Raw genomic sequence first — 17,835 nt, forward strand, 5'->3', positions numbered from 1 at the left:
ATCAATCCTTTTCATTAAAAAGTGTAAAAATAGCCTCTTCAAAAGACATTTCTTCTGTTTTCAGCTGAGTTATCGGCACCTTCTCAATAATTTCAGAGAGATTTTTTTGCAGGTCCTCAGGAGAGCAGGAGAGTGAAAATTGTTGCGCAGAAACCCTTTCGATTGGTTGTGAAAGTTGAAAACTGTCGTTATTTTCAGTTGAAAAATAGATCTTATGAGAATGCCGACAACAATGATTTTTTAAAGATTGGATGGAGCCATCATAGCAAATAGAACCCTTCTTGATGACCATAACCCTTTGAGCAAGAACCTCTATATCCTTCATATAGTGACTGGTTATAATAATCGTTGTCTTAAATGCCTGATTGATCCAATGCAAAAAATCTCTTATAACGCGTTGACTAACCAAATCTAAACCAATCGTAGGTTCATCTAAAAAAAGTACTTTGGGTTGATGAATAAGAGAAGCAATGAGTTCAAATTTCATTCGCTCCCCTAATGATAAATGTCGGACGGGAGTGTCTAACAATTCATGGATGGACAACATCTCTATAAACTGTTTTAAACGTTTTTTAAATTCTTCTTTTCGAATCTGATAGATTTCAGAAATGATGTTGAGCGTATCTATAGCTGGAATATCCCATAGAAGTTGGCTCTTCTGACCCATTACAACCCCTATTTGCAAAAGATAATTTCTATCTTTTTGATAGGGTATTTTCGACAACACTGAAACGGTTCCCGAAGATGGATGAATTAATCCGGACAAAATTTTTAGTAATGTGGTTTTACCCGCACCATTTGGCCCTAATAGCCCTATGACTTCACCTTCAGCTATTGAAAATGAAATATTATTCAGCGCCTGTTTCTTTATTTTTTCACGAATAAAAAAATCTTTTACGGAGTTAAAAATCCCTTCTTTTTTTTATAGGATTGGTAAAAATGGTTTAAATTTTCTACATCAATATTTTTTTTCATCTTCCATCCAGCATAAACCTTTAGCGTAAATAGACTGTTCAATCGATTTGATTTTCTCAACAATTTTTTTAGATTGTAACTCATTAAAAAAGCCATGCCAAAAAAATATGCTTTGCCAAAAAAGTTGCTAAACAGCAGAAAAAATAGGATTAGAATCTTCTTAATGTCAATATAAAAATTGACTATATTCTTCGAAGTATGGTTCTATATCATTCAAATTTAAACTAAGGGCTGTAAATGCTTTATCTTGAACATTTGGATCGAAAATTAAATCATTATAGCTTGGGAATTCATTCAGGTAGCGAAAAAATAGCTTCTAAGCAAGTCTTAGAAAAAGTTAAAAAGCAGGTAGAATGCATAAAAAATGCACACTCAGATTTGCAATCAGGTTCCAGCAAAAAACTCATCGATTTATGTAAATGCTGCGTTGCCTATTTAGATGGATTACAAAAAGCACACACATTACGAAACATCTTGAAAAACGCGATTGATATCAGTGATGAAACATCACCCACTTTAACCTTTCATGCAATGCTTGAAAAGGTCATCACGATTTATGACAAGCATCCTAAAACGATAAGTGAATCTAGAAAAGTTTCTGAAATCAAAAAACTCATCGCAAATATTCAGTCCTCTCGAGATCAATCCGCCCCCATTAAATTGAGTGAAAAATGCAAAGTAATAGAATCCAGCAAGAGTGCAAAAACCCTCGCTAACATTTTAAAGGCGGTACGGATAGCAACTCTAAATAAAGTTCAGAAAAACTCCATGTACTTTGAAAGTATCTCACAGCGCCAAGACATACAGCCCATTATTCCCTCAAAAATAACACCGGTGGCTGTTTTCATTTGGAATCCACATAACTATGGCCTACAAATAGGCAGTGTAGGGCATGTTGCCATTAAAACACCCACAACCTATGCTAGTTTTTGGCCGGCTAGGGGAGAATCGCAAAAATATAGTATCAAAAAAGGCGTGTCAAGCCAGCGCCATAGCTATTTCGAAGACCTCCGAGAAGAAGGGCGTCCACCAGATCACAAGTTTGTTTTATATAGCTTGGATGCAGCAGCTATTGATGAAGCGTATAAAGTTTTAGCGAACTTAGAATGGAAAGCGGGAGCTTGTGATAGTACGCATTGCAATAAATTCACCGCCAGGAATTGCTCAAGCATGTCGGCAACTTTACTAGTTCTAGGTGGTCTAAGAAACCTTTTTCCTGAAAATGAGAGCGATAAAATCTTTTCCATCATCCAAAGTGCCGATACGATAAGAAATCAGGTACATGCTCTAAAGAAAACTATAGATACAAAAAAAAGAGAAATGCCTCCTGCTTGCACGGTAAAAGACAGCAATGTCTTCGACGTCAGCGGAGCACTGGGTGCTATCGGCGTGAATTTATGGAATTCTTTGGTTGGCAACGAAGTCATCCTTCCAAACAATTTTCTTGATCCTATAAAAAAGGCCTCTCTGCTTGAAGAAATTAAATTTGAAGAAGAGATCATTGCATTTAAAAAAGGGAGGATTGAAGAAAAGCGTCTGATTGAACAAAAAATCCAAGATATTGGCAAAAGATCCATTCGGGATTTACTCAGGAACTTTAAAAATAAATTGATTTATATAAACTGGGCATTAAATTCTTTGGAAGGAAGGAGAACTTATAAAAAAACATATCCAAAGCTCTATGAACAACAAGCCCATTACCAAACAACCTTTGATTTTGTGCACCATAGCTATAAAAAATTATACAGGACTGCTTCAAATTCCGCCCTTTCTGACGAGGAGATCTTAGAAATTGCAACCCCTTTATTAAACGGGATTGAAGAACTTTCGGAAATTTATAATGCCATTGATCACACACTGATTATTCAAAAAAATTGAATAAAAGTTTAGGGTGTAGCTTTCCCCTAAAAATTAATTAAAATGCTCTGAGAGGTACTTTTCAATTTTTGCTGCCAATATAAAATCAGCTAAACTTAGAGCAGAGATATTGTGCGTCGTTAAGAGCAGAGTCATCTTTTTATATCCTAAATAGATATCAGGATGGTGGTTATGTTCTTCAGCCTGTCGAGCTAACCAATTCACTAAATCAACACCCTCCATATAATTAGAAAAAGAAAGCTGTCTTTCAATGTGAGTGAAAGTTGTATCAATCGACCAATTGGGCCCAAGCTCTAAAATAAGATGATTGATTTGATCTTTGGAAAGAGGTTGGAAAACAACAGCCCTCTCACTGAGATCGTTCTGAGCTAAATCCTTTATACCTTTTTGCGAATCCATCTTAATATTTCCCCGTAAATGCTAATCCCAAACCAAAAAATTTCTATAACAACAGATGAAGTATTCCAGTGAAAAAAAAGTGAATAAAGAATCAGAAGTGCTCCTACAGCATTAATGGCCGAATAGTAAGAATCTGTCACTTTGACAAGGGATGCTTGTAAAAGAAAATAAGCTCCAAGCACACATCCAACCCCTAGCATGCCAATAACGTCGGCGAAATCTATCATGGAACAATTCCCTTTAAACAATATGACTGAATAGAGTGACTTTTTTTCTCAAATGACGAAAATGTTTGCTTCAAAGCTGTGAGCATATGCAAGGCTGCCTTATTAGGTGAAATCGGTTGATTTTGATAGAAGATATCATGATTGTGAAACCAGCCTTCATACATCCCTCGTTGAACAAGGCTATCTGTATTTAATCGCATCACATCATACCATGTAATCGAATCTCGAGACGTTTGCATTTTTTCACGTAATTGAAGCTTCTTAATCGTTTCATTTAATGCAACGCTTCTGGGTTCGTTAGGAGGAATAGCCTGTTGCTTTATAATTTGCAGCATTTTATCAATTTCTTCAGGAATATTGGTATCATAATCGACTTGTAGCCGATTGATTTCTTCGGTCAATTCTTCAAATTTTAAGTCAAAAGGATGGATGATAATGTGAAGAGGCCATAAATAGATATTCACAAGATAATTGCTGACGCGCTGTACATATGAGGGGGAATTTTCTTTAAGCAAAATTTGAAGAAATGCATAAACCTCGGTGAAATATTTCTTTGCCTTAGAAATCAGCTGTTGTTTGTCCCCTTCTCCCATCATATTTCCTGTAATAAGGCGATGAGTACGATGAGCCCAATATTCATAGTTAAAGGTATCCAACATATCTGCCCCCCATTTATCAATCACACTATGTTCATTCACTAAAGACATGGGAGAAACTTTGCCTATTCCAAATGAAGGATTCGTATAAAGCGCAATATGATGAACATAATCATGAATAGCTCCATCCCACGCCTGATTATATAAATCTCCCAAGTGTTCAAAATGCTGCTTTTTCATCATGGTCATCACTTCTGCATCAAGAGTTGTGATGCTCAAAATGATACCGCAGCCATTGCCTTGCACATCTTTTCTTTCAACACGGATAAATCCCCAACTGTTATAAAAGCCAGAAAACCTATACCGACGTGGAAAAGAAAAGGTTAAGTCTTTCCACTCAGGCAGCTGTTTTTGAATGATCGGATGAATGACTCGATCTGTTAAGTGTTGTAAATTTTGCGGATTTTCCTGAAAAAAAGCTTCGGAAATCACATGATTATGGGACAAGTAAAGAACCCCACTAAGTTTAGGAGTTTGAAGAAATAATTCTCCTAAATCGATGGGCAGCAAGTCCCCATAAATATGACTACAGGTATTTTCTTCATTCAATTGCTGTTCCCAAATCTTAAGAAAATGCCCCACTTGATGAAGTTCTAAAGCAATAAGCTCATCAAAGTTCATGCTTTTTAAATGCTGAATGAAGGCAAAGAACGCTCCATTTTGATGAAAATCTTCGGGAGAAATATCCCCAATCACTCGATTCCAATTTGCAACCATTAAAGTTTTACCTCGATAATTTTCAGCTAAGACTCAAAATTCTGCAAACAAAATCTGAAAGAATCTCTCTCAGATCCATTACGAAGGTTAATGCATGGTCAAAACACAACGTTCTATAAACTAACCTCCGCATAGCAATTGTCAGTCTCATGAACAACAACCTTGGTAATCATCACATTGCTACCCGCAAGCACCTTAGGTGAAACTTCACGTAATAAATAAATAGCGATTTCTTCGGCTGTCGGATTAAAAGGACAAATAAACGGCTCTTTTTTTCTTGGTAAGGAACGCAAAGCTTGGATGAGCTCTTTGTCATGTTCACAAACTAAAAATGTGTGGTCCCAATGTTCGTCGATCCATCCACCGACCTTTTCTTTTAAAACCGAAAAGTCGATGACACGTCCAAGTGAATCCAATTGTGGAGCTTCCGCTGTGAGATGCACATAATAATTATGACCATGAGCTGTTGCGCACTTATTTTCATGATTCATCACACGGTGACCTGCGCAAAAATGAATTTTCCGCGTACATTTGACTGTATTCATCTTGAATTCCTTGTTATAGAGAATTTAACCAATCACAAATGCATTTTTGAGATTGGTTTTTCAAATCATAAGAAAATTGGACTGTATCTTGCTGGAATTTCTTCAAAGACTGGCCTTGTAGCATAAGAACTCCTTGCTGCATCCATTTCTCTAAACACCATCTAGTGACTTCTGGGTGACACTGAAAGGCAAGAATGGAATGACCAATGGCAAAAATTTGGTTCTTACAAAGTTCCGTCGAAGCTAAAAGTTCAGCTCCTGATGGTAGATCAAACGTATCATGATGCCAGTGGAACATTGAGGTATAGAGCCCCCCTAAATATTTGACGCATGACTGTTTTCCTTTTTCGGAAAGAATTAATGGCGACCAGCCAATTTCTAACGTATCAGCAGGGTACACACGTTCTCCAAGAGCTCTTGCCATTAACTGGCTTCCCAAACAAATTCCGAGTGTTGGAAGACCTAAATCAAAGCGTTGTTTAAGCAATGTCACTTCATCTAAAAGGAAAGGATGTTCTTTATCCTGATAAGCATTTAAAGGCCCGCCAAGAATGCAAAGTAGATCAATTGATTTTAAGTCTAATTGTCTTAAGTCATCTACACCGGCACTTTTATAGGAAATTTTGTATCCATTACTCATAAAAATAGATTCCCAATACCCTAATCTTTCATGAGCAACGTGACGAATAACCGTTAACGTTTTCAAATTTATTTTTCTCGTTCTGTTATATGCTGAGCGTATAAAAATGCTAAAAAAAAGAAAAGACTTATTCAATATGCCCTTTTTTCATCATCAATTATTAACTCTCTTACATGCTTTTCAACGACCTTTTTACTCGAGATGATCTCCCAAATCGATTTCATCATAGATGAACAGGCAATACCTGCTCACAATTTCATGAGAGAACCAAATTTCCAAAATGTAATCTAAATAATGGGGGCACTTGACTTGAAGAGCTTCTTTATCGAAGCTCGGCTTCAGGTTCAGAAGACAAGGAAAGATCTGAAGCAATTTTTGTATGAACGGATTCTGAATACCCTATCAACATCCTTTTCCATTCAATTTCTGTTGAAGGTAAGCCTTTTTCGATATCATATCTTTCATTAGGTTTGTATTGCGTGTAATCTCCCAAGTCTGCCTCTAAAAATTTTTTAATTTTATCTAAAAAGGAGCTGGGATGAATGGTCTGCTTAAAGATAGCATAAGAAAATCCTCTTGCCTGTATTCTATGCGCGGCCTCAATGTATCTTCGCGTATATTCCTCTTTGGCAAAAGCATAAATGGGTATTTGGCCTAATTTTATCTCATTCTCTTTTTCAAAACTTTTCCTGTCTCTATAGCAAACAACATGAATAACACGATATTGAACAACCATCTCAGCATCAGTTGGACTTAGAATTAAAGCTTCTGGAAAACCATTTTTTACCCGAAGATGCGCATAATGTGTTGTTAGAATTTCCTGTATTTTTTTCACTCCTGGTACAGAATGTTTATACATACTTGCAGCTTGAAGGGAACATCTTCCCCCATAATAATGGCCAGCTGTAAAATGTCTAGTTGCTTGGATATGCAGCATCTCTTGAAAGGCTCTAGAACTAAAAATGACTATTTTTAATTCTATTTCACCCGTCGAATTCTGTGTCGGTCTGATATAAGTATAGAGGTCATTTATTCCCTCATGTATAAACGAATGGGTTCTTGATAAACACTCTGATGGGCATTGCATAATCAAATTCCTTTCTAGTCGTATATAGCGGACATAAAACTCAAAATGCTTTTTATTGGCAAGAAATTACTTTTGAGCTGAATGGAATATATTCGGACAAATCTTGGACATCTCTCTTTCATAGATATTGTGGTTTGCAAGGCAAATTAAACCAACCTTGATATTTCTATCGATGAAAATAGCTCTGGATCTTCTGAGTCTGTTTTATTTACTTTTTTTGTTGGATACTATATAATTAGTTTTTAATTAACTAAAAAAGTAATCTCCCATGAATGTCAGCAATAAATATTTTGATGTTATTATTAAGAATAATACTTTTTATATAGTCGAACATTCTTCCAAACAGAAAAAGCATCATTCAGCGATATCCACACTGAATAAAATAGAAAAAATCATAAAGAATAATTTAAATTACTCCGACGACCATCAGGATAACTATTCAAGTTTATCTAAAATAAAATTGTGGAAAATCCTTAAAGCGAAATCAACTGAAATTCATCACGGATACACACAAAAACAATCAAAATTAAACTGGTTTGTGAGGAAAATTTTTAGTAGAGGAAAAAAAGTTAACGCAATTCATGAAAGAATTAAAAATTTTATCCCTCCGCCTCCAGTTTTCCCCCTTCCAAATGAATTAATTCAGGGAATAACGGACCATCTAAGTCTTTCTGATCTATCAGCTTTTGCAAGATTAAATCACAACGGAAATGAACATGCGACAGCTTCAATGGATAGGCTTGCTCGAAAATTTGGATATGAAGGACCCTATTCCGAAGGATCCAAATATTTAAAAGATCTATTCAAAGAAATTAACCAAGTCTGGAGGATCAAGAAATTGTTACCCCCAGAATGTATTGTTTATAAAAAAGCTAAGAATGGCGGTGATTCCATAGATCCAATCAAAACTTTGCAAAATCTTAAAACACTACAATCCAAATATATTCTTCCAATTCTTGCAAATAAGTTTTTTTATACATCAGCTTTTCAAAAATTCCGAAAAATTTTTAATGTTAATGGCAATTGGCCATTATCGGAACCTAGTGATAGCCTCAAAAAAATTGGGAATAAAGCGCTCGCATTGGCTGTGAAGCATGGGGAAAAAGAAATCGTTAAACTTCTTCTAAGATATGGAATCGATTTGGCCATTAATGCAACAGACAAATATGGTAATACAGCATTAAGTACTGCAATATTCTTTGATAACAAGCTAGAATTCATCCAATTCTTAATCGATGAAGGAGCTGACGTAAATATAGCAAATGCGGCTGGCATTACACCATTGATCTTGTCAAACTCTTCAGAAATGACTCATTTATTACTCGAAGCTGGGGCAACAGCCACTATTGACAATGAGTCTAAAGAAGGAACTGCTTTACACATAGCTGCGAGTGAAGGATCGCTAGAAATCGTTAAATCTTTAGTGGAACATGGAGCTACAGTTAACGCTAGGCGTCAGGATGGGTGTACGGCACTTTATATAGCTGTAGTTCGAGGACATAAAGAAATAGTTGCGTATCTTATTAGTAAACAAGCAGATGTAAACACAGTCAATATCCGAGGAAATACCCCATTAATACATTCTAAATCACCCGAAATCACTCTTTTGTTACTGGAATCAGGGGCAATAGCAACCATTGATCTGCTTAGCCTTCAACCAGAGGTCGGCAATGCTTTGCATAGAGCAACTCGAGAGGGGGAACTTGAGATAGTTAAGCTCCTCATACAAAGCGGGGCAAATATTAACATAGAGAATCTGCAAGATCTTACAGCTTTAGACTTGGCTGTAATAAATAAAAATACGGAGATTGTTAAATTTCTTATCAGCCAAAATGCTGATGTAAATCGAGTAAATACTCGAGGAGTAACTCCTTTAATCTATTCAAACTCACTAGAAATAACTCGCCTGTTATTAGAAGCTGGAGCAACTGCTACAATTAACCATGTGTCTGATAGAGGCAGTGCCTTACACCGAGCAGCTCCCATGGGCGATCTTAAAATGATTAAATTCCTCATACAACATGGGGCGAATATTCACATCGAGAGCCTGCAAGGTCTTACCGCGTTGGACTTAGCTGTAATGTATGGAATTACAAATGTTGTTAAGTTTCTTATCAGAAAAAATGTTGATGTAAATAGAGTCAATGCTCAGGGAGATACCCCTTTGACCCTTTCGTTCTCATCAGAAATAACTCGTCTGTTACTGAAAGCAGGAGCGTCTTCCACAATTAACCATCAGTCTAACACAGGCACGGCCTTACATAGGGCTGTTTCCAGCTCCATTCCCAAGATTAAAATAATTAAGCTCCTCGCAAAATATGGAGCTGATATGAATGCGAAAGACTCACATGGCAATACAGCCCTAGATTTAGCAAAGCAGCATAACTATAAAAAAATTGAGCGCTTACTTTCAAGTTTGGGAGCAACAGTCTAGCAATCTACTGCAAATTCTCGTGTTCTGTACCACGCTTTTCCCTTAGAACATACTTTTAACTTATAAGACCACACATTCTGAAGGCTTAAAGAGTATCAACAACAAACCTCAACGGATTCTCTAGGCCCAGTCGTTGTCATTCAAAAGCTACATGTTACACAACAGCCCTAGAATTGCAGCACATTTTAATGGCTGCAACTCAAAATTGGGGCCATTTTTCAAAATACAGGAAAAAGGTTTGATTGTTTTGCAAAATTTCAAATGCATTCTCAACAACCCAAACTCTGCTAATATGTAAGAAATCCCCTCGTAAAACTCATCGAAAATTGAATTTTCAGCATCTAAAAGAGACTTTGATCAGCATGAAAAAAAGCATTCACATAATATTTGAACGTGTTCAACTGCAAAAATAGCCAAAGATCTTTTACATCAACATCTTATAAAATCTTCTTTCAAATTTTAATGCCGTGATGTTAAAAGTTAGCGTTTACAAAGAGCAAAAGTCTTTGTCTATTTTTTGACTTACCAAAACGAATCAAAATAAAAGTAAATCGAGAAAGATTTGCAAAAGGGGATCTTGAATGCTTCCTGAAAGATTACATACAAATTTAGCCTATTATGAAATGGGTATCCATCAAAACACTCCTGCAACTCTCTACATTCTAAAATACCTAAAAAAATATTCCATTCCAAATAAGACTAACGAACAAAAACTTATTGAAATCTGTCATTCAGCCATTCTTTATTTAGAGTCAACAAAACAAGCCTTTTCACTATCAAGCAAACTAAAAAAAATAATGATCAAGTATGCGCCTAGAGATCGCCAAACAAGCTTGAAATGTATACTTGAATTTGCTTTCAACTGCTTTAAAAAGGATCATACTAAAGTAAAAGAAACGAAAAAGGCGCTCTCTCAACTTCAGCAGGTACTTAAAAAAGAAAAAGATTTGGAAAAATGTATTCGTTATTGTGAAAAAAATAAACTGCCGAAAAGTTTAAAAAAAGTCCTGCTCAACACGCTTTCTGCAACGACAATCAATCCTGAGCAAGAAGAAATCCCCTACTATCATTTGGCGATGAGATCTGTTGACATCTATATTTGGAAAGATAATTCAACTTCGCATGTCGCATTAAAAGTAGCCCGGCAGTACATGAGTTTTCGGCCTGTTGTGGACCAACAAAGATCAAAGTGCCGTAACCATTTTGACGACTTAAGAGATATAGGCCGTATAGCCGAGCATAAAATCACTCTCCATGGATTAGCAACGGATGAAATCATCGAAAAATTTGCCATCTTGAAACAACTAGATTGGCAAGAAACCACCGAAGAACATTGCACAAGTGCGCTCATAGGTTTATTGATTCTAGGAGGACTTAAAGGAAATTTTTCTTCTTTCCCTGATAGAAGAGATATCAAAATAATCCTAGAAGATGCCAGAAGAAGCCCCGCTATGCTTCAGATTGAGCAATTGAACGAGGAAGTTCACTATGATTATGTCCTAGAAGATAAAATCAAAGGTATTTTCAAAAATCATATCACGTTAAATCAACTCTTAGAAGTCCTTTCAAAAGCTCAAAAAAAAGAGGAAACGGAATTTGGAAAAACTTTAATCACTGAAAATAATACTGCAAAAAGAAAGAGAGACATTTATAAAGCTATCTACGCCCACACAGGTATTGATATTAAACTTAAGCTATTTCGTTTAAAAAAAGCGCTCATTCTGGGCTATTATAAATATCCAAAAGAGAATCCCATTCGGATAAGAGCTCATTTTCTGTATGAAATGGTCCATGAATTGTTCTCTAAAATGATCTACGAATATCTGGACTTAAGAAATGAGGTAACATTTGATAATTGTAAAGCCTTCTTTAACCTTATTGATCAAATAAACGTGACTGATAGACAAGAAAGCTATAACGAAAAACCTTTTTCTTTTGATTTTCTAAATGATCTACTAAAGAGCTATCCTGATGAGGGCAAGACTGGCGAAGAGGCAGAAAAATACATTGAACAAACAAAAGAACTGAAAGAAAAATGGTCTTTTCGAATAAGACATCTAAAAAACCTCGTAACCAAAATATTTGCTCATGATGTTCAATTACCAAAAGCCCCTATTGAATTTGATCAAATTCTCGATCTTGTTCATGGGATTTATGCAAACACGGTTTCTACTTATAATTTAAGAGGCAGCTAAGTAGCAGTTTTTTTGACAAAATGCACCGAATTGCTTAAAAACGTGATTCGGGACATTCTTCGTCATTTTTTGCAACCGATATCAAAGCGTTTAAAGCTCTACTAGCATCAGATCAAATAGGGCTCTTACTCACAATTATAATATAAAATAGACCCTAATATTTTTTGTAAGTGCAACATGAAATATCATCACCTGTGTAAAGTAATGATCCTCTAGGATTATATGCACTAAGAAGTCAGACTTATTTTATATGATAATGAAAAAATTTAATTTCCCTTCCCTTTTTCCCCATCTTTGCTTATAAAATCCTTTAAAACATTTTTTGTGGAGGTCTTCATATGCATGTAAATGGTTCATCAATCAACACGTCTTCATCCATATCAACGGAGAATGCATCTGCCGATGTAACCCAAAAGATGGGATTAGCAGAAATTAAAGCTAAGCGTATCCGAGAATTTGCTCTAAACTTCTTAGGAAAAGGATATATTGCTGCCGATAATTCCGAAGCTGGCCTTTTAGAAAGAGCTTTTGTCAAATTTTCTGCGGAGTTAGTCGATATTTTAAAGGCTGAAAATCGCCATGAAGAAGCGGTCGGAACCTCGTATCAAAATGCGACAGATGAACTGAAAAAAAAGTTTGAAGTAAAATTTGATTTAGAATGTCCCGTGGTGACTGTAGAAAATCATGCCCTGTATGGCACTTCAAGAAAATCTAAAGAAGAAGAAAATAAAATCGTTTTTGTGGCGAGCCATATCAACTACCATAAATGCCAGCTAAATCAAACCCCGAAACAAAGGAGAGATCTCCATGGTCGAGAACAAAGAGGAGATCAATATGTGAGAGCGGTATGGATATATACGGGATATAAAATTTTTTTTGAAATTGATATTCAGTCTCACCTTCATTCTTCGCATAAAAATTTGCACGCAGGAACAAAAGCTAAATCAAACGTAGCCTTTAAAGGTTTCACAATTGGTGGTGGATTTAAGGGAAAAATACTAAGTGAAAAATTGCAGGGAAAAAGTATTGAAGGAATTAAAATGACGGCTAAAGGCTTTGGTGATTATTCTATTCCTTCAAGTAAATTTCATTTACCAAAGAATGTAGAAGAAATTGGCCAAGTCTTAGAGACTATTGAAAAAGACTACTTGGAAAAAATTGATCATATCATAACGCGAGACTTTTTTATTGACGAAGCTTGTCTAGCTCCATACCCAAGTCAAGCACTTCGCCCTCCCTTACTCACCTCTCAAAACACATCCTCACTTCGTAAAAAAGATTTTAATGAACTTGCCAAAGAAATTGATCTCTATCATAAAAATACACTCCAAGGTCAATTGGGGTCTGTTAAATTGGAAGATCTCTTAAATTCACTAGATAGAGTCTTTTCAAAAATGTTCGCTAGAGGATTTGAAAAAGTAGATGGACGCGCTTATACACTAGTAATGGGGGAATCCAGTTCTGGCAAAAGTGCTCTTATCGGCTATTTAACTAATGCAAGGATCATCTATCAAAAAAACAAAAGTGGCAAAAAAGTGGCTATTTATGATCCAAGATCTTCCGGCATTTATCCAAAAATTGGACATGGGGGTTCTAAAACAAAAGGGATAGAGGTTTTTGGAAACTACATCGATACAGCTGGTTGCTTCGATACAGAAGGAACTTCTGAGGATATTATGAATAGCGTAGCTATTCATATAGCTACTCGATCATACGAACCTAAAAAATTGATAGTCGTTTTAAATTCCCAAGCTTTTAACAAAAGATCTCGTATTTTTTTAGAAATGATTGACCGCTTGACAAGAATAGTCCTTGGATCTAACAGTGAACAGGTATTATCATCCATTCTATTTGTCGTAAATGATAAATTAGCAAGTAAAAAAGATGAAAGAAAAACCAAAGATGACATCATTCATCTCATAGACCAAACAATCGAACAATTAGAAGCCGAAAAACAAGATCTCCTTGACAAGGATATTCCTAGGCACATGCAGGTTTGGAGATTCACCCCAAAAAGTTGGGCTGCTTGGTTTACTGAAATTTCACCTGAAGAGCAGGAGAAAGAAAGAAAAAAAATAAATCCAAGAGTTGGCGAATTGCAAGAGAGAATCACTTTATTAGAAAAGGTGAAGAAACTAGATAACATTATCGTCTCTGATATTTTTTCAGGAACCAGTAGAAGTGAAATACAAAATAAAAAAAATAGCATAAATGATACTCCTCCCTTATCCTTCTGCATGAAAAATCTTGTCGAGGATGGAAATCAAATTTTTCAATCATTTATACTGGCAACAACAGCATACTTCAACTCTTTATTTGAAAATCAAATAAAAAAAGGCAAAGACCTTCTACAAATCCAAGAAGAAATAACCAACTTGCAAGAATCTTTAAAAAATGAACCTAATACTTACACTAAAATAAAAATTCAATCTCTTGAAAAACAATTAATAGAAATAAATAAAGAAATCGAAGATTTAGAAAACCACAGTAAAGAACTCAATTCAAAAGAAACCGAAATCTGGAAAGATCTTGCTAAAGATAAAATCATTTCCGAACGCTCTCTTTGGCATTTTCTTCCAATAAAACACCGCTTTGAGCAAATTTCTCCTATTGGAGACATGGTCGTTCCAATTGATCATGTTAAGCTAAATCCACCTAGAGGAGATTATAACAATGGCCATTTTTGCAATGAAAAAGAAGAGAACAATAGCAAGGGAAAATACCAAGTTACTTTTAAACAAGGTTGGCGCGCAAAAGCGCGTACAGTTGAGGTCCAGCTATATATCATGAAAAAACATCATCCCGCTACGCAGGCCGAACTCAAGAGAATCGAATCCTCCCTAGATACTAAAAAAGCTAGCAAAAGAGATGTAGAGGAACAGTTGAATAACTTTCGCAATAAAAATGACTGCCGAAATGAGCAAGAATCCTTAAGTGAAAAGCTACTTGATTTAAAATCTCAATATAATGAGGTGGGGAAAGATCTTGAAATGCTTCAATTAAAAATGAGTAAGTTTAGCGATTACCGGAGATTAATTGTTCAGCTGATCGTAAAATTGGAAATTCATAGTGAATCAACAAATGATTCAGAAAGAAAAATCTATGAAGATTTTATAAATTTTTCAAAAGACTTTGAACCGACCTAAGTACCAATTCAAAATAGGCTACACTTTATTAAGGGGAAGAACATACTTCCCCTATTTCATTGAGAAAGAGACTAAAGATAAGTTTTAAAAGCATCAAAAAGGCCTCGAAAAACTTTTGTTTTAAGTGTTTCAATGTTTGAGTGCACTCCATGCATAAGCTCTTCATAACGAATATCTTGAATACCTCTATCTTTCAGGACATAATTCAGAAACTCATTAAATATTTTATTCTCATCTTGATTCTCTTTTTCATTCAGCTTCATTGCTTTTATGATTTTTCCGACTAAACATAACCATTCTCGATGTAAAGATAGCTTTGAGCTTATCATTTTTAGCTCATTTTGTAATCCACAATTATTCGTTTTTATATCAGTTATTTTTCTAACACAGCTTTCGATATTTTCCTTAGATTTAAGCCTTTGGTCTTCGCATGCTTGATACTTTAGATTGATGTCCTGAAGATGTTTGATCCTTCTCTCACAGTATTTTTCCGAAAAATTAAATTGATTTATGAGCCAATCGATTCTCAATAATCGATTTAAAGTAAGGGGATGATCCTTTTTTTTAATAAAAAATTCGATCTGTGCATATTGGCTAGGATCTTTTTGATAAATTTTCTTAGGAAAAGATCCACAAGGCTTGTAGATAATTTGAATTGCCCCATCTTTTTTTTTCTCTATAAACTTCCCTAAGCTTTCATCATTATTAGGATGGCAATATTTGATGTCTTGAACAAATTCGCAAGCTTCTTGCTTAAACTCACGCGTTGGTGTTAACCAATATAGAAAAATAGGAGGATATATATCCCTATAGCTGGCGTTTTTCCAGAAAATAAGGGTTTCGTCTTTTACGACTTCCTCTCGCTGGTGTTTCAGTATAGCAAGATATTCTCTTGTTTCTTTTAATCTGTCCATCCATTCATTTGATTCTTTCTTATGTTCATTCATAATGTCCCGTATTTCGAGAATATTATCTTGCACACAAGATTTACTGTTGGAATCCTTAATCATGACATTACAATGTATAAGTCTTTCAAGCTTGGATAAATCTAAACAATTTTGTTTGATTTGAAATGTGAGTTGTTCGCGTCTTACAAAAAGAGAATTGAAGTAGTTCGCAGTATCCCTTAAAATGACTTTAAATTTTTGAAATCCTCCCATAACATAATTTTCCATATTGAGAGGTAAAGGTGGAAATGAAATTGCGATTAATTTTTTTTCAACTCTTTGTCTTGATATGTCACTTTTCAGATCAAGCACTTCGATATTATCTATCGTTAAAATCATTTTTAAAATGGTTATTTTTTCATAAATCTCAGGTACTTCTGGATTATCTTCTATAAATCTTTTCTGATCTTCTTGCGCTGCATCATCCTTATTAAATTCCTTAAGTTGTGAATAGGAAAATCCACTTTTAATTAATCTTTTTTTCAATATTTTAATTTCATGCTTAATATCCACAATAATTTTTTTTTTACTTTTTTGGTAAGTGTATGCTGGATCATTTATCACAAATAATATTGAGGATAGAGCTTCAAAACTTGTTGCATCACGCAAAATCCTTCGCAATCGGTCAATTAAATCAAAAAATCCACGAGCTCTATTATTAAAAACAGCAGAATCAAACATATATACTAACCGGTTTAGAGGATATAATTGACTCGCAAGATAAACAGCCATACTGTTGCAGATTTCAGCTGAAGGACCTTCTGTGTCAAAAAGCCCCCCAGTATCAATATAACTGCCAAAAACAGCAATTCCTTTGGTCTTCGAATTTTGATGCCCGATTTCAGGAAATTGATCTGTCTGCTCGGATTCATACATCGCTTTACCATCCTCGCTTTTAAAAATAATTTTCGCTTTGAGTAAATACCCGATGAACGTGCTCTTTCCAACGCCACTTTCTCCCACAACTATCACATGTGGTGAACTTATTCTCTTAACTCGGGGAGTCAACACTCTAGAAAAAATTCTTTCTAAGGATTCTAACACCGCTCTCAAATAGTCCCCTTTTCCTAATTCCAATAGTCGATCCCCACTAAAATTTTTAATTTCTTCCGCCAGTTCTACAAATTTATTAATGCCTACTTCCAATTTTTTATTTGAAGAATCAGCCTCTTCAGATTTAAAAGGCTTTGAAATACCGTTGTGACTAACCATGCTTTTAATAGCCGAAATAATAGAATGAGTAGCATCTTGGCAGACAATGCAATCTTTTTTGATGATTTTTGTAATCATTTTTGAACACAGCTGGAGAAGAGAAGGAAATTTAGACTGAACTATACCTGTAAAATGAAGCGGCTTGGTTCGCAGGGAAAATAATTGAGTATCTTTGTTATCTTCATCAATCAATTTTTTGATGAAATAAATTCTTTTTGATTCTTCGGACGGAGACCTTGAAGGAAGAGGTAACAGCCGTCGTGGAGGCTGTGATTTAAGATCAGATGAAGATTCACAAGCATTTATATTTCCATCCAAATTATTTTTAGATAGGATTTCATCCGATCTTTCATTGTGAATAGTTATAAAAAATTTCAATAAATCATCCGACTTTGAAGCCTTCTGGATGAAACTGTCAGGAGAAATAGCCCTAATGAAGATTAAAATAAGTTCTTTTTTATATTTTTCATTTATTTGAGAAGGAGAAGAGACTATTTTCTCTAAAAAAGCACTTAATTCGGAGTATTTTTTCTTTTCTTGCCTAACTTCTTCAATGCGTCTAAAAATTTGTTCAGCACAATATTTTAATTTACTTTCATAATTGGCAATGCCTTGCCCAAAAAGACTTTGAATACTCAAAAATTTAGTCAATTTCACATATTCGTTGACAGATGTATGCAAAGAATCTATAGAATTATTCATAAAAAGACATTCCTAGTTTAAATTTTATTAATGACACTGGCATTAAAAAGAAAAACCCAACAAAAGTCAAATAAT

Annotated in this window: 12 protein-coding genes; 4 read left to right on the forward strand and 8 right to left on the reverse strand. The window is 35.0% G+C overall.

The window, feature by feature from the left end:
- Window position 1: 1 nt before the first annotated feature.
- On the reverse strand, window positions 2-910 hold the full coding sequence (locus AOM43_RS10020; protein ID WP_148265718.1) for an ABC transporter ATP-binding protein: 909 nt from the start codon (window positions 908-910) through the stop codon (window positions 2-4).
- A 302-nt stretch (window positions 911-1,212) separates the two neighbouring features.
- Here AOM43_RS10020 and AOM43_RS10030 point away from each other — a divergent pair, with 302 nt between their 5' ends.
- Window positions 1,213-2,853, forward strand: a complete 1,641-nt coding sequence (locus AOM43_RS10030) for a hypothetical protein (protein ID WP_059360097.1) — start codon at window positions 1,213-1,215, stop codon at window positions 2,851-2,853.
- A 33-nt stretch (window positions 2,854-2,886) separates the two neighbouring features.
- On the opposite strand, the gene AOM43_RS10035 is transcribed toward AOM43_RS10030, so the two are convergent.
- The 6 genes from AOM43_RS10035 to AOM43_RS10060 all read right to left on the reverse strand — a co-directional run bounded on the left by AOM43_RS10035 (window position 2,887) and on the right by AOM43_RS10060 (window position 7,124).
- Window positions 2,887-3,252, reverse strand: a complete 366-nt coding sequence (locus AOM43_RS10035; RefSeq protein ID WP_006341175.1) for a 4a-hydroxytetrahydrobiopterin dehydratase — start codon at window positions 3,250-3,252, stop codon at window positions 2,887-2,889.
- Window positions 3,231-3,479, reverse strand: coding sequence for a CBU_0592 family membrane protein (locus AOM43_RS10040; RefSeq protein ID WP_013924438.1), 249 nt, complete (start codon window positions 3,477-3,479; stop codon window positions 3,231-3,233). The genes AOM43_RS10035 and AOM43_RS10040 overlap by 22 nt, the downstream gene beginning before the upstream one ends.
- Complete coding sequence (locus AOM43_RS10045) at window positions 3,476-4,852, reverse strand: hypothetical protein (RefSeq protein WP_059360099.1); 1,377 nt, start codon at window positions 4,850-4,852, stop codon at window positions 3,476-3,478. Before AOM43_RS10045 ends, AOM43_RS10040 begins: the two co-directional genes overlap by 4 nt.
- A 113-nt stretch (window positions 4,853-4,965) precedes the next feature.
- Window positions 4,966-5,397 (reverse strand): 6-pyruvoyl trahydropterin synthase family protein, encoded by a 432-nt coding sequence (locus AOM43_RS10050; protein ID WP_006341172.1) that lies wholly within the window; start codon window positions 5,395-5,397, stop codon window positions 4,966-4,968.
- Window positions 5,398-5,410: 13 nt separating this feature from the next.
- The gene (locus AOM43_RS10055) at window positions 5,411-6,103 is read right to left on the reverse strand and encodes a glutamine amidotransferase (protein ID WP_006341171.1); all 693 of its coding nucleotides are present in this window, start codon (window positions 6,101-6,103) and stop codon (window positions 5,411-5,413) included.
- Window positions 6,104-6,359: 256 nt separating this feature from the next.
- Window positions 6,360-7,124, reverse strand: coding sequence for a hypothetical protein (locus tag AOM43_RS10060; RefSeq protein WP_013924436.1), 765 nt, complete (start codon window positions 7,122-7,124; stop codon window positions 6,360-6,362).
- 838 nt (window positions 7,125-7,962) lie between these two features.
- Here AOM43_RS10060 and AOM43_RS10065 point away from each other — a divergent pair.
- The 3 genes from AOM43_RS10065 to AOM43_RS10075 all read left to right on the forward strand — a co-directional run bounded on the left by AOM43_RS10065 (window position 7,963) and on the right by AOM43_RS10075 (window position 14,899).
- On the forward strand, window positions 7,963-9,558 hold the full coding sequence (locus AOM43_RS10065; protein WP_226987487.1) for an ankyrin repeat domain-containing protein: 1,596 nt from the start codon (window positions 7,963-7,965) through the stop codon (window positions 9,556-9,558).
- 581 nt (window positions 9,559-10,139) lie between these two features.
- Window positions 10,140-11,753 carry a hypothetical protein gene (locus tag AOM43_RS10070; protein ID WP_059360104.1) on the forward strand — a complete coding sequence of 538 codons (1,614 nt, stop codon included), beginning with the start codon at window positions 10,140-10,142 and terminating at the stop codon, window positions 11,751-11,753.
- Between the two features lie 338 nt (window positions 11,754-12,091).
- Window positions 12,092-14,899 carry a beclin/Apg6 coiled-coil domain-containing protein gene (locus AOM43_RS10075; protein WP_226987488.1) on the forward strand — a complete coding sequence of 936 codons (2,808 nt, stop codon included), beginning with the start codon at window positions 12,092-12,094 and terminating at the stop codon, window positions 14,897-14,899.
- A 71-nt stretch (window positions 14,900-14,970) separates the two neighbouring features.
- Here the strand turns inward: AOM43_RS10075 and AOM43_RS10080 are convergent, their stop codons facing one another.
- Window positions 14,971-17,436, reverse strand: a complete 2,466-nt coding sequence (locus AOM43_RS10080; protein WP_226987489.1) for an ATP-binding protein — start codon at window positions 17,434-17,436, stop codon at window positions 14,971-14,973.
- Window positions 17,437-17,835 lie beyond the last annotated feature (399 nt).

It is taken from the genome of Parachlamydia acanthamoebae (assembly GCF_000875975.1).
GTDB lineage: Bacteria > Chlamydiota > Chlamydiia > Chlamydiales > Parachlamydiaceae > Parachlamydia > Parachlamydia acanthamoebae.

What these genes read in the sequence shown, in the direction of transcription:
- AOM43_RS10030 (WP_059360097.1), top strand. Translation starts at nt 1,213, where the DNA reads ATGCTTTATCTTGAACATTTGGATCGAAAATTAAATCATTATAGCTTG.
- AOM43_RS10035 (WP_006341175.1), bottom strand. Translation starts at nt 3,252, where the DNA reads ATGGATTCGCAAAAAGGTATAAAGGATTTAGCTCAGAACGATCTCAGT.
- AOM43_RS10040 (WP_013924438.1), bottom strand. Translation starts at nt 3,479, where the DNA reads ATGATAGATTTCGCCGACGTTATTGGCATGCTAGGGGTTGGATGTGTG.
- AOM43_RS10045 (WP_059360099.1), bottom strand. Translation starts at nt 4,852, where the DNA reads ATGGTTGCAAATTGGAATCGAGTGATTGGGGATATTTCTCCCGAAGAT.
- AOM43_RS10050 (WP_006341172.1), bottom strand. Translation starts at nt 5,397, where the DNA reads ATGAATACAGTCAAATGTACGCGGAAAATTCATTTTTGCGCAGGTCAC.
- AOM43_RS10060 (WP_013924436.1), bottom strand. Translation starts at nt 7,124, where the DNA reads ATGCAATGCCCATCAGAGTGTTTATCAAGAACCCATTCGTTTATACAT.
- AOM43_RS10070 (WP_059360104.1), top strand. Translation starts at nt 10,140, where the DNA reads ATGCTTCCTGAAAGATTACATACAAATTTAGCCTATTATGAAATGGGT.
- AOM43_RS10075 (WP_226987488.1), top strand. Translation starts at nt 12,092, where the DNA reads ATGCATGTAAATGGTTCATCAATCAACACGTCTTCATCCATATCAACG.